The organism is uncultured Barnesiella sp. (genome assembly GCF_946496565.1).
Lineage (GTDB): Bacteria > Bacteroidota > Bacteroidia > Bacteroidales > Barnesiellaceae > Barnesiella > Barnesiella merdigallinarum.
In genome coordinates, this window is record NZ_CAMMHD010000003.1 from 22,075 (window position 1) to 36,420 (window position 14,346).

Genomic DNA, 14,346 nt, shown 5'->3' on the forward strand with positions numbered 1-14,346 from the left:
GAAGGTGCCGGCCCGCTCAATCGTCATAACGCTCCATTTCATAGCCATAGTCGAGCGAGCTATAATTGTTGCTGTGAAGAATCAGCTTAGTAGCATAATTCTCATCTTTGCCATAAGCCCACAGATTGGTTTGATAGTGGAACATCTCGCCATCGCCCGTAATGTCGACCCACTCTTTGTAGGTCTCGTGATAGGCGCCGCTGTCCTCCGGCTCAAAACCAAACACGAAGCCGACGAAGCCGTCGCCATCGAGGTCGCACGGGCAAGTATAATCGGTAATCATCTCCGACGGGAGGGTGCCCCCACCCAGACTTTGACGGTTCAAAACCACCTCACTCGAGAAATGGAAATGTGCCTGGCCGTTGGAAAACTCAATCCACTCAATCGAACAGGGCAGTTCTTCACCCACATAGGCCATCTCGCCCGACGGGTTCTCGACATAACCGGCTTTTACTACCCGCCACTTACCGGCCAGAGCCGTGGTATAATTCCCTTGTATGGGTTCGTCGTCGCCCCCGAAAAGGTCGTCCATCAACTCGCTGCACGAGGTCAGAGAGACTACCGTCAGGGAGACCAGCAGCATCCGCAATATACTATCTTTCAGTCTCATATTCTTCTTTTTATTAAACTCACAAACTCATAGCTTGTACAATCAGTCGTCGTAACGCTTCATCTCATAGCCAAAGTCGACACACTCGGCATTGGTGCCATAGAGCACAAGCGTGGTGGCATAGTCCTCGTCCTTGCCATAGGCCCACTGACGCACCGACGAGTAGAATATCTCTCCGGTATCGCCCATATCATACTCGGTATAGGTCTCGACATAGCTGTCCCGATCGCTGTCGTATCTGAACCCGAAGACGAAATTATGGAAACCACTCCCGTCGAGTTCACACGTACAAGTATAATCGGTCATGGTTGTCGAGGGTCTCTCACTCCCGCCAAAGACGAGGTAATCGAGGGTTACCGGCTGTGAAAAGTGGAAATGCGCCTGACCGTTGGAAAATTCGACCCACTCGAGCGAACAGGGCACTTCACCCCCTTCTCTCACATGAGCCATCTCTTCCGGTACATTTTCAATATCCCCGGCAGCTACGACCCTCCACTTACCGGCAAGGGCTGTCGAGAAATTACACTGAATGGAGTCCTCCTCTCCATCTCCAAAAAGTTCCTCCATCAATTCGCCGCACGATGTGAAAGAAAGCAGCGCACTCAGGCACAGCAATGCGCCTGTCAGTTTCCTTAATGTTTTCATTGCTATTATACGATAAGAGTTTATCTATCTCAGTCCTGTTTTTACGTATATTCAGTTTCTACGCCTCAAAGATAACACTTTTTTACAAGTCCAAGGTTGATGAACGGACATTTTTTCTCGCCTCACCCTCACCCGCCCCCTCTTGCGCCCTCCTATTAAGCCACAGGGCCGCGGCTGTATTCGACAGCCGCGGCCCTGCCTTTCTTTTATCCCGGGAAAGGTTCTATATGCGTTCCAGAACGGTCTGGATAAGATCCGAGACGGCCGTCTTGTAGTTGGGGTTGGCGTGGTGTGCCACCCGGTTGGCAATGATGCTGCACACGGTCATGGCCTTGTGGCCCATCAGCTTCGACAATCCGGCCAGAGCCGAGCTCTCCATCTCGTAGTTGGTGACTACATGCGAACCATACTTGAAGGCCTCGATTTTCTTGTTCAGCTCGGGGTCGGCCAGAGGCAGACGCAACTCACGGCCCTGCGGCCCATAGAAACCGTTGGCCGATATGGTCACGCCACGCACCATATCGTCACCCCCGATACGGGCCACCAGCTCGGGGTCGCTGTCGACTACATAGGGAGCGGCCCACAGCGGATTCCACTTGACCGACTCGCAAAAGGCCTTCTCAAACTCGAGGTCGCACACCTCGTTGCGACGGGCGTAGAAGTTGAGCACACCGTCGAAGCCGATAGACTTCTCGGCAATGACCGGCGTACCTATGGGCACATGGGGTTGCAACCCGCCCGAGGTTCCCACCCGCACAAGGGTCAACTGGCGGAACTGGGGCTTTTCGTAACGCGTCGTAAAGTCGATATTGGCCAGGGCATCGAGTTCGTTGACCACGATGTCGATATTGTCGGTACCGATGCCGTGCGAGAGGCACATCAGCGGTTTCCCCTTATAGGTACCGCCTATGGTATGAAACTCCCGGCTCGAAACCTCGAAATCGCGGGTGTCGAAAAACGAAGCGACCAGATTGACCCGACCGGGGTCACCGACCAGGATTACCTTGTCTCTCAACTGCTCGGGGAGCAAATGCAGATGGAACGCACTGCCATCGGCATTGATAATAAATTCAGACTCTGGGAAATGTTTCATATTGCTAAAAATTTTACCACGCCGCCCGATTGGGGACGGCGTGGTACGAATATACGGATTGTGAGTGAATCGGCGAAATTGTTTCCTCTAATTTTGTCTAAAAGGCTCTGATTCGCCCTGGCAGATGTCCGTTGCACTCCGAGGAGAGAACCTCGGCGGCACCACCCCCATCACTCTTGCTTCTCGGCAGTCTTCTTGGGAGTCTCGGCCTTAGCCTCTTTCTCCTTCTTGGCCTCGGCCCGTTTGGAGTGGCGCTCGGTGCGTGCCGACTTCAACTCTTTCTGCAACATCTCAATCTCGGCAGCCTGGTTCTTGATGGTTGTCAACAAGGCGTTCAACTCCTCGTTTTCAATCGACTCGGGATACTGGGCCTCGACGCGTACGATAAAGTCGCTCAACACATTCATGTAGTTGGTGAATGCCTCGTAAGGACTGTCGTAGGGGCTGTAATGGCTGTGCACGGCACCGTCGGAGAGATACTTCGTGCACATGTAGTAGAAGTGGTCGCTGGCCTGCAGATAGTTCCAGTCTTGTTTCAGGCGGCGGTCGTCGCACAGGCGCACCCGCTCGGCTACCGAATAGAGTTTGCGGAAGGCCTCGTTCTGCAACGTGTTACCCAACCAGGCACTGGTATCGCGAGCCTCGTCGGCCCACGACATGGGATAAGGTACCGACAGTGCGTCAACCGGTTTGAGTTTGCTGATGGCTTCGGTAGGCGTGCAGAAACCTATGCCCTCTTGCTCGGCAAAGCGAGGCAAAGCCTTCATAAACTCGAAGATGCCCGACTCGCGCGGTTGCAGCTCGCCCAGCGTCTCGTAGTTCATAAAGAGGTTGACGATAGGCTCCTCGGCCGGGGTATTCTTGATCCACGAGATAAACTTGTCGGCAGTGAGAGGATAGTCACTCCACTCGTAGTTGGAGAAGCGGAACGAAATGTCGTCGCTCATCTTGTAGTTCTTCAGCAACATTTTCAGTTTGGGAGCCGCAGCCGAGCAGTAAAGGTAGTTGGGACTCTTCCAACCCAGGATGTGCTTGGCCCCTTCGGTGATAACCCCCTTGAAGCCCATCGAGGCAATCATCGAGGCGATGTCGTCGGAGAATATCAACTCGGTATTGCGGAATACCTTGGGTTTCACGCCGAAGAGCTGCTCAATCTTCTCGTCGTGGTGTTTTACCTGAATCTTGAACTCCTCGGGATCGGCCAACGAAGCAAGCGAGTGGGCGTATGTCTCCGAGAGAATCTCCACGCAATCGGTCTTGACCAGCTCCTTCATGCTGTCGATAAACTCGGGCACATAAATCTCGAGTTGCTCGAGAGCTACACCCGATATCGAGAAAGCCACCTTGAACTTGCCGTTGGCATTCTTGATCATCTCGAGCAGCGTGGCATTGGCCGGCAGATACGACCGTTGAGCAATGCGGGTGATAATATCGTCGTTGGCAAAGTCGTCGTAGTAGTAGTGGTCGTTACCTATGTCAAAGAAACGATAGCGTTTCAATCGAAACGGTTGATGAATTTGAAAATAGAAACAAATTGTTTTCATATAAGGTTGTGTTTTTTCATTTATTTATAATTGCGCAGCACATTGTGGTAGATGTCGAGTACCTTCTGGCCGGCATACTTCCACTTAATCTCGTTTACTTCACGCTCGCCCTCTTCGCGCAACTGTTTATAGATGGCGGGATAGGTGATGATCGAATAGATAGCGTCGGCCATAGCGTCGATGTCCCAATAGTCGATTTTGATGACATTGGTCAAAATCTCGGCACAGCCCGACTGTTTCGAAATGATCGAAGGCACGCCTACCTGCATGGCCTCGAGCGGCGAGATACCGAACGGCTCCGATACCGACGGCATCACATACACGTCGCTGGCCTTCAACATCTCGTAGACCTGACGTCCCCGCAAGAATCCGGTGAAGTGGAAGCGGTCCGATATGTTGCGTTGTGCCGACAACATAATCATCTTGTTCATCATGTCGCCGCTACCAGCCATTACAAACCGCACGTTGTTGGTCTTGCGCAATACCCGGGCAGCCGCCTCGACAAAGTATTCGGGTCCTTTCTGCATGGTGATGCGGCCCAGGAAGGTAACCACCTTTTCCTTCGGATTGTGCGGCACCTCTATCGACTTGATTTCGTCGCTCAACGGCTCCACGGCATTATGTACCGTAGTCACCTTGGCCGGGTCGATGTGATACTTGTCGATAACCGTCTGGCGCGTGAGGTTGCTCACCGTGATGATGTGGTCGGCATGCAACATACCGTCGCGCTCGATGTTGTAGACCGTAGGGTTCACATTACCCCGGCTGCGGTCGAAGTCGGTCGCATGCACATGAATCACCAACGGCTTGCCGCTCACCTGCTTGGCATGAATGCCGGCCGGATAGGTGAGCCAGTCGTGCGAGTGAATGATGTCGAACTGCTCGGTGCGGGCAATCACACCGGCTACGATAGAATAGTTGTTGATCTCTTCCATGAGGTTGTCGGGATAGCGCCCCGAAAACTCGATACAACCCAGGTCATTGGTCTTCAGATAATTGAAATCTGCATAGATATGACTGCGAAGGTCGAAATACTCCTGCGGGTCCATGCAGTAGCCGTAGCGTTGCTGCACGTAATCCCAACTTACATCGCGCCAGGCGACAGGGGTATTGGCGGCCCCGATTATATGAGCAAAAGTTTTATCCTCATCTCCGTAGGGTTTAGGTATGACAAAGGTGATTTCAATATCGCCACACTCGGCCATGCCTTTGGTCAGGCCATAACTGGCCGTGCCCAAACCTCCCAGAATATGAGGGGGAAATTCCCAACCAAACATTAGCGCTTTCATAGATATAGGAATTAGGCTTTACATGTTATACTTCTTCAATAATTTCAACACTCTCAATATTTCACCGACGTTGGCGGCATAGCTGATGGCTCCACGACCGGCGAAGGGCGGGTTGCCGTCGAACAGCTCGGAGATGGACCCGATACAGGTTTGCGACATCTCGTCTTCAAACCCGATGAGCATCCGCTCCAGGAACGAGACACCACTGATGCCGAACACCTTCAGATAGGCCTCGGCATAGGCGCCCATCAGCCACGGACGTGCGGGCCCCTGGTGATAGGCATACTCCCGCTCGGTCTGCGAACCTACATAGGTGGGGTTATAGCCGTAGCTCTTGGGGCTGAGCGTGCGGATACCCTTGGGGGTAAGCAACTCGCGCGTAACCACCTCGAGAGCCCGCTTGCGCTGACGCTTGTCGAGCGGCGAGTAGTCGAGCCCCAATGCTATGAGCATGTTGGGCCGTACACTCCAGTCTGACATCGAGCCGTCGACATAGTCGATCAGGTAACCATAATCGTTCAGGAAGGTAGCTACAAACGTCTCGCCCGCCTTATCGGCAATGGCATTCCACTGTTCTACCCTCGAAGCCAATTCCATATCTTCGGCAAAAAGGGCGGCGGCAAACTTCAAAGCATTGTACCACAACGCATTGAACTCTACCAAATAACCGCTGCGCGGGTTCACGGGGCGACCGTCAACCACGGCATTCATCCACGAGATCACCCGGTCTTTGCCATTGGAGTAGAGCAGCCCGTTGTCGTGCAGGAAAAGGTTGGGATGCTTGCCTTTGACAATGTAGTCGAGAATATCGCACAGGAAACGGCCATACTTCTCGCGACAAGTCTCCATACCCTTCTCCTTGGCATACTGATAGATAGTCCAGGTAGCCCACAGCGGAATATCGGGCAGGTCGAGTTCGCCGATGTTTTCGTCGAGTTCGCCGGTAGTCATAAAGTGGCGCAGGGCCTTCTCGGCCGAAGCCATCACGTCTTCAAACGTCTGGTCGTCGCCAATGGCCAGCGTACACCCCGGCAGGGCAATAAACTGGTCGCGGGCCCGTACCCTGAACCAGGGATAACCGGCCAACAGATAGTGCCCCTTCTTCTGCTTGAAGTAGAACTGCTGAGCCGAGTTTTTCAGGCAGTTGTAGAAACTCGAGCGGCACATGTGGCGATTGGCCAACTCTACTTCGTAAGTGTGAGCCAACGAGCGGGGTTTGGCCTCGACGGTTCCCGCCGAGAAGATGATGCTTTCGCCCTTCTTGATAGGTATCTCGAAGTAGCCCGGCACATAGAGGTCCTCCTGATAGGGATAGCCTCGCTCCTGGTCTTTGATATACTCGATGCCCTTGTACCAATGGGGGTCAAATACAAACTTGGGGGCCTTGTTGAACTGCATGTACAACCGGGGATAGCCCTGGTACAGACAGCAGCTTATGCCGTTGGCCGCCTCTTCGTAACGCTGGTCGAGCGCATAGTTTTCCACACACAGATCGTTGGCATTGCGGAAGGCAAGAAACGGACGGAATTGCAGAATCGTCGGGGAGTGAGCATCGACGAGCGTATACTTGATAAGGATACGGTTCTCGTGCGAGATAAACACTTTTTCTTTCGTCAGAATCACTCCGCCCACCCGATACATCGTCTGGGGCACCGACTCGCAATTAAACTCTCGAATGTACTTGTGTCCGTTCGGGCTGAAACAGTCGCCCTTGTACTTGTGCAAACCCAAGTTAAACGCAGCGCCGTGCTGAATCACTGTCTCGTCCAGCGACGACAACATCACGTGATTGTCCTTATCCAGCTCGGGGATAGGAATTACCAACAACCCGTGTTGCTTGCGGGTGTTGCAATCGACGATAGTCGTACAATGATACGCGCCCGACTTGTTGGTACGCAGCATCTCCTTGGGCAGCGACCACTCGAGGTTTATCATCAGGTTCTTGTCAAATTTCAGATAACTCATATCTCAATTAATTTCTCTTACTTGTGTCTTTTTCATAATTTTTTCAGACTCTTCGGTCTATTGCAAATCATCCGATCCCTTGCCCTATTCCAAAGATTCCGAAATGCGCCATTCATATTTGTTTCGAATTTAACATAAACCGAAATAAAATGCAAACATTTTATCGGCGAAAAAGGCATGTTCTTCAACATACCTCCACAAACAACAATATATCAGCGCATTAGAACGATTATAAAATCAAAAAGGTTCCGGCCGAAACCGGAACCTTTTCTGATTTATCGTTTGATGATTCGTTCTACCCGATCGCCACAGCGCACCAGGTAGAGCCCCTGAGTCAACTGCGACATCTCTACGACGGTCAATCCTTCGGCAGGCTCGACAATCGAGACCGTGTGGCCCGACAAATCGTAGAGATAGATTGTCTGCTCGGCCCCGCTCACATAGAGCTGATGGTCTACTACCGTAGGATAGATGCGTACCTGGGCCGACATCGTCGACTCGATTGCCGAATAGCCGGGGTCCTCCTCGGTCAGCACGGGATAGCCCTCGTTTTGTGCGGCATCGACCATCCAGTAGAAGGCCTTATGCTCGGTATTGGTCGCATTGTATGTGCGGGTCCAGTTGTTCAAACCAGCGGCAAACGTACGGGTCTTCATCTCGTCGGAACCCAATGCACTGCCCAGATAATCGCCGGCAACCACGCAACCCGACTCATAGTAACTATTCTCTACATTGGTACCCTGTGGAGCAATCGGGGCAACGATTCCATCCGTCGTCGACACAGCACCCACATTGTAACAGTTGGCTACCCGAACCTCTATAATCCAGTGACCCGATATACCACCCACGTACGCCAACTCATCAGCAGATATTCGCCCGGTATTGTAACAGTTTATTACACTCGATTCTTGACTGGAATAACCCAGAATACCTCCGGCTGAAGAGTAGTCGTGCGTTGAACCCTCGACTGTTACATCAGCGCTATTGGCACAATTCAGAATCGTCGAACTGTCCAAATATCCTCCTATACCTCCCGTGAAGGCCATATAGACCGAATAGTTGCCCGTTATCTGCACCTGGCCTGCTACCGGGCCCCTGTTTTCACACTGGTCAACGACCGAACCAGTCGCATAACCCACAATGCCACCCACATAACCATAGGGAGCCTCGAGTTCGACCGAAGCCCGGTTGATGCACGCATCGATTGTCGAGTTGTAGGCATACGCGGCAATACCACCACCATAGGTCGAACTCTTTACGATACAGTCATCGGCCAGTACTACATGGGAGACACGAGCTTGATCAAGCTGCCCGAAGAGCCCCGCAACGGCGGTATAGGCCGAGACTACCTCGCTGTGCAGATTGTGAATCTCGTAACCGCCGCCGTCGAAGGTACCACGGAAGGCCACGTCTACCGAACCTATCGGCTCCCACTTGAGTCCGTCCAAATCGATATTGCCGGCCAGTGTCACCGTCTTCCCTTCGAAGGTAGTGCCTGTCTTGACCAGATAAGCCAAACCGGCCAACTGTGCCGGGGTCGAGAGGGTAAACTCGGTTTGCGACTCGTCGTACCACGAAGCGTCGTAGTTGCCTTCCGTGGTCCACCACCCACCTACCTCGATATTCCCACCCAATACGGGATAGCCATTGTTCTCACCGGCCCGGATTTCCCAGGCGGAAAGAGTGGGCGAATAGGGATCGCTATCCATAATGGCCGTAGCATTGGCCGTGAGCAGTTCGGCAAATTCGGCACGCTTCATCTCGTCGGGCTGCATGGCCACACCCTTGGCATTCAAGCCGGTCGTATCGGCCACGCACGTCACATCGTAATAACCGTTTTCCAAAGAGAACTCTGTCGGATTACCCAGAGGCGAAATCTCTACGGTGGCCGGATTGCCATCCACCTCTATACCCGTGGCCGACAATTTGCCTGCATGATATACATTCGTCTGATTGGAATAGGAAGCACAAATTCCCCCCACATGCACATCAGGTCCGGTTCCCGATATGTCGCCTACATGGAAACAATTTATGATACGGGCATTTACACCTGCCAAACCAGACACCCAGATAGTCGCATGGTCAGACACGGCAACGATACGGCCACTGCTCGACGAATTGTAGATGGGTTTGTAGGAGCCATCGAATCCCAGAAGTCCACCTATGAAAGACTCGGTATAGCCGGCATGGTTTACCTCTATCGAAGCCTGGCTGTGACAGTTATCCATACTTGGCCCTTCAAATGCACCGGAAACGGTACCTATCATTCCCTGCAACGCAGCGACTATCTTCACGCGCACCGAGCAGTCATCGGCCAAGGTAATATTCCTGACTTCGCCAAAAGTATACCCTATAAATCCAACCAGTACCGCACTTCCTACTCGACCGCTGGAATAAGACTCTACATCCACATCCATGTGATGAATCGCATGGCCATTGCCATCGATGTTACCCCGGAAGATTCGGTAATTGCAACCGATAGGCACCCAACGGTGGCCGCTCAGGTCTATATCGTGGGCCAGCTTCACCGTTTTACCCGTGAAATCATAAGAGTGATAGGCCAGATAAGAGAGGCCGGCCAACTGTGCCGGGGTCGAGAGGGTAAACTCGGTTTGCGACTCGTCGTACCACGAGATGTCGTAGTTTCCCTCCGAAATCCACCAGCCGGTAGCCTGCTGTTGCTCGGTACTCAACTCGGGGCCATTTGCACCCAGGCGCCACTGCGACAGCGATTCGACCCACGGGTCTTTCTCCAAAATGGTCATGGCAGCCTCGTTCATCGTGGTCACCCGTGCCTGGGAGAGTAATACATCTTGCGAGAGGGCATACTCGTTATCGCTCACCCCCTCGGGCAAGCAACCGGCCCGGTAGTAGCCATGTTCTACAAATTCGTTTTCAAAAGTACCGGCCAAACCACCAAACCGGGGAGCCTCAGCCATTCTGCTGGCAATAATCGGTAATCGCCACCCATCCAGATAGCCCACAAGTTTTCCATTTTCATAGGCTGTGATGGCCATCACTGTATTTTCGCCCGTGAAAGTAACTGCAACCCCATTTGTCGAAAGCGTTACCACCAGTTCACCACTTGCACCTGTCTCACTTTCCAAGGTCAACGAATAGCGGTTGGAATACATTCCTACCATCTGTCCCAGGGGAATGTGCAGCTTTCCATCGCTTTCCAGATTCCCGGTCATCGAATAGCTCATCTCGGCACGAGTAGAGTAGATAGACAAGATATATTCATCGGCCGAATCAATCGAAGGCGAAATCGTCACGTCTAACGGAATTTCAAGATCCTCTTCTCCCTGGAAAGGCGACAAAGCCGAGGCGTGATACGTGCCCACCCATTCACTGTCGGCACCTTGTGCGGCTACCCGGCCATTAAATATCGACGACAACAGCATGGCATTCATGCAGTTGCCTGCCAAACCGCCGGCCGTATTGCCATATACCGTAGCATCGGAGCGACAATTCGTAATCGAACCTGCGCTTATCAAGCCCGCTATCGAACCGGCCGTCAAGCCCGATACCATACACGTAGAGGAGAGCATAAGGTTACAGATATCGGCACCTTCGGCATATCCAAACAACCCGGCATAAGCAGCGCCGTCGACCTGCATTCCCGAGATGGTATGGCCACAGCCGTCGAACAGTCCCACGAAAGAGCGAGCCCCTTCCTGGGTTTTATTGCCAATCGGTATCCACCGATAGGCCGACAAGTCTATATCGGCTCCCAAACGAACCGTTACACCATTCGCAATGCCTATGTGATAGACCAAATAGGACAAGCCCGCCAACTGTGCCGGAGTCGAGAGGGTAAACTCGGTTTTCGTATTGTCGTACCACGAGGTATCGTAATTGCCCTCGTCCCACCACGAGGAGGTAGGACAAACCTCGGTACTCAAGGCAGGGCCTGAAGCCCCCGATGTCCACAAGTTCATACTCTTCTCGGCTTGTGTCGGAGCCACCTCACGCACATAATCATTCAGGTTGTCGACCAACTGCGACGATTGCATCTCCTCATCGGTAAGTGCCGTACCCACCACCTGATTGGCATTGGTTACACTGTTTTCGGAGTAGTAGCAATACGCCCAGTCATATCCGCCGCTACCGACAAGCGCTCCACTCACGTCATCGCTCAGTAACCGGGCCGAGAGGGGCATCACCAGACTTTCACAAAGATATAAAGACTCACCGTCTTCGGTCATCAAAACAGCAAACGTATTGCCCTGCGATGTGGTCAGGGTCACCGTCCTTCTATCGTCGGAGAGCGTTCCCAAAAATTCACCCTCGACAAAGGCCGTAGTTTCCTCCAAAGCACACAAATAGAGCTTCCAGGTATCGCTCGAGCCTACATACTGGCCCAATGGAATGTGCAGCAGGCCATCGCTCCCGACCTTTCCGCCAAACTGATACGACAAAGCTTGTACCCCGGCAAACGAAATATCCAGGCTGTCGGGATAATCGGTACGCGGTACAAATCCTATCTGAAAACCTTGCGAAACCGAGCTGTCGGATCCACTGGGTGCATATCCAAGATAATTACCCGACCATTTCTCGGGGAGGAACTTCGAAACCCGGCCATTGAATACACACAGGCGAACCCGCGTACCATTGCAGGCCCCGACCAGTCCGCCTACCGTATGGCCCGAAACAGTAGCTTCGGAGTAGCAATTCTCTATCACTCCCTCGTCGTCTATCGAACCAATTATGGAACCGGCGATATTGCCGCTTATCTGACAATCGGAGGCCAACATCACATTGCGTATCTCGCCCCCTCGCACATACCCGAAGAGTCCGGCATACTCCTGACCGGTCACATGCAGGCCCGAAATCGTATGCCCGCCACCGTCAAATGTACCTCTAAACGAGATTTGAGAGGTGCCAATCGGTATCCACTCGTGGGCCGACATATCCAAATCGGCCTCCAATCGTATGGTTACATTCCCAAAAGAATAACCCGAAGAGAGCCTATAGGCCAAACCGGCCAACTGCTCGGGAGTGGTCAGCCGATACAGTCTGACCGAACCATCGAACCACGATATATCGTAGTTTCCCTCATCGATCCAGGTCGTAGTCTGGGCCTGTTGCCGCCGGGCCATAACCTGCTCCCGACTGGACTGCAGCCGAGACCAGTCGCGCCCTGTAACCTGAACGGGAACCGACCACGACGGAATCGTCACCTTCGAGAGTCGCTTGCCGGAGAGCGACATAACCGACTCTCCCTTCGACAACTTTGCCTGTACAGACTTCTGCCCGGAGAGAGTCTGCGTACGGTTCGGAGCAGAAGCATCGTTCAAACTCTTCAGCCGCATCTGAGCCAGCTGTACGGGTGAGAGCCGCTTCAACGGCTGTTCGGTAGCCCCTACGATTCCCACAGCCAAGCAACTCAATACCAATAATGTAAGAATTCTTTTCATATATATTTCGATTAAAGTTTGCCCCTGTCTCCAAAATATAGCGAAGTAAATAAGCAGTCCCAAAGTCCTCCTTTTGATTTCAGCCCATCGTTTATAAATGCAAAGAAAATAAAAAATATAATACTCGAGCTGTTTTTCCTTTCCTTTTTTTTACATACCGACCCACAGAGTCAACAATTTATATAACAGCAGCGAGGCGGAGCACCCCAATCGGGTACTCCGCCTCGACGATATATCGCTATAAAAAAGTTACTACTACGAGAACGACTCGAGCGCTACGGCCAGATTCTGCAAGAACATGCGCACCGAGAGGGCCAGCAGAATGATACCGAAGAACTTGCGCAGCACATATACACCGGTCTTGCCCAGCACTCGTTCCAAGATGTGCACGTTGCGTATCACGATGTAGATGACAATGATGTTGAGCACCAAAGCCGCCAATATACTGCCCAGGCCATAGAGTGCCCGCAGCGAGAGCAGCGTGGTGAACGAACCGGCTCCGGCAATGAGCGGGAATACGATGGGTACAATCGAGGCGGCACCCTCGGGCCCGTCGTTTCTGAAAATTTCAATACCCAACAGCATCTCGATAGCCATCACGAAAATGACCAGAGCTCCGGCGATGGCAAACGACGAGATGTCGACCTGGAACAACTCGAGAATCATGTTTCCCATGAAGAGGAAGGCCAGGAAGGTAATGAGCGAATAGACGGCAGCCTTCCACGCCACAATGTTATGACCCTTTTGCTTCATGTCGATAATAATCGGGGTAAGACCCGTAATATCGATTACCGCAAACAAAATAATAAAAGCACTCAGGAAATCCTGAAATTTAAACGACAGTATATCCATATTCCATATAGTTTAGGCGTGTGTGACAACAATTCAAAACCGGCTGTGCAAAGGGCTATACACCCGTCGGTATCACTCCGAACAGACCTTCGTGGCCGCCGCAAAGTTAATGAAAAAAAAAGAAATCAATACTTTCTAAACAAAGAAGATGTTTTAGCATTTCAAACGAAACATAGTGAAAAAAATTTGTTAGTTTTGAGAATCCTAATTGAGACACTATATGGACAGCATGTATGATGTTTTATTACAACTCCCTATTTTCCAAGGAGTAAGCCGGAATAAAATATCGGAGTTGATCGAGAAAATGAAATTCCATTTCCTCAAATATCCCAATGGCGAGAAAATCGTCACAAGTGGTGAAGAATGTAATCATCTGAAATTTCTCATTTCGGGCGAAATCAGGTCGGAACTGATTACGCAAAACGAGAAGATGAAAATTACCGAAAAAATACAGGCGCCTAATGTCATAGCTCCCGAACATCTGTTCGGCCGCGATACCTATTTCCCGGCCAACCTGTATGCCGAAGGCACCGTAGGAATCATGCAAATCGAGAAGAGTTCGGTCGTACAAATGTTACAAGAAGAACCTATATTCCTCATCAACCTGCTCAACATTCTGTCGCGACGCTCGCAAAAGGCTCTCGAAAGCTTCACCGCCCTCTCGTCGAACGACTTGAAAGAACGATTGGCATTCTGGGTGCTGAGCCTTACGCAACAAAAATCGAGCGACATCCACATCATCTGCAAGCAAAAAGACCTCTATGCCTTCTTCGGGGTACAGCGGTCGGTATTCCTTTCGACACTCGACAGTCTGAAAGAGAGCGGCATCATCGACTACACGGCCAAAGAGATTGTCATCCTCGACCGCTCCCGATTGAAAGACCTGTTGCTCGGCTCGACCGATAAAGAGGACTTCTAACCCAAACAT

At 51.9% G+C, this 14,346-nt stretch carries 9 protein-coding genes; 1 reads left to right on the forward strand and 8 read right to left on the reverse strand.

Annotated features, from left to right (window positions below):
- Positions 1 to 16: 16 nt before the first annotated feature.
- From Q1K76_RS02355 to Q1K76_RS02390, 8 genes are all read right to left on the reverse strand, one after another.
- A complete protein-coding gene (locus tag Q1K76_RS02355; RefSeq protein WP_300130744.1) occupies positions 17 to 610 on the reverse strand; it encodes a hypothetical protein in 594 nt (197 codons plus the stop codon).
- Between the two features lie 42 nt (positions 611 to 652).
- Entirely contained in the window at positions 653 to 1,255 is a 603-nt protein-coding gene (locus Q1K76_RS02360; protein WP_300130746.1) for a hypothetical protein, read from the reverse strand.
- Between the two features lie 223 nt (positions 1,256 to 1,478).
- Complete coding sequence (locus Q1K76_RS02365; RefSeq protein WP_300130749.1) at positions 1,479 to 2,348, reverse strand: nucleoside phosphorylase; 870 nt, start codon at positions 2,346 to 2,348, stop codon at positions 1,479 to 1,481.
- 170 nt (positions 2,349 to 2,518) lie between these two features.
- Positions 2,519 to 3,892: a glycoside hydrolase family 57 protein gene (locus Q1K76_RS02370; protein ID WP_087408262.1), complete on the reverse strand. Its 1,374-nt coding sequence runs from the start codon at positions 3,890 to 3,892 to the stop codon at positions 2,519 to 2,521.
- A 20-nt stretch (positions 3,893 to 3,912) separates the two neighbouring features.
- Positions 3,913 to 5,181, reverse strand: a complete 1,269-nt coding sequence (locus tag Q1K76_RS02375; RefSeq protein WP_087408263.1) for a glycosyltransferase family 4 protein — start codon at positions 5,179 to 5,181, stop codon at positions 3,913 to 3,915.
- A gap of 18 nt (positions 5,182 to 5,199) precedes the next feature.
- On the reverse strand, positions 5,200 to 7,146 hold the full coding sequence (locus Q1K76_RS02380) for a glycogen debranching enzyme N-terminal domain-containing protein (RefSeq protein ID WP_087408264.1): 1,947 nt from the start codon (positions 7,144 to 7,146) through the stop codon (positions 5,200 to 5,202).
- Between the two features lie 275 nt (positions 7,147 to 7,421).
- Positions 7,422 to 12,566, reverse strand: a complete 5,145-nt coding sequence (locus Q1K76_RS02385; RefSeq protein ID WP_300130755.1) for a GLUG motif-containing protein — start codon at positions 12,564 to 12,566, stop codon at positions 7,422 to 7,424.
- Between the two features lie 255 nt (positions 12,567 to 12,821).
- Positions 12,822 to 13,418, reverse strand: coding sequence for a MarC family protein (locus Q1K76_RS02390; protein ID WP_258326640.1), 597 nt, complete (start codon positions 13,416 to 13,418; stop codon positions 12,822 to 12,824).
- A 304-nt stretch (positions 13,419 to 13,722) separates the two neighbouring features.
- On the opposite strand from Q1K76_RS02390, the gene Q1K76_RS02395 reads away from it, so the two are divergent.
- Positions 13,723 to 14,337, forward strand: coding sequence for a Crp/Fnr family transcriptional regulator (locus Q1K76_RS02395; protein WP_298663607.1), 615 nt, complete (start codon positions 13,723 to 13,725; stop codon positions 14,335 to 14,337).
- Positions 14,338 to 14,346 lie beyond the last annotated feature (9 nt).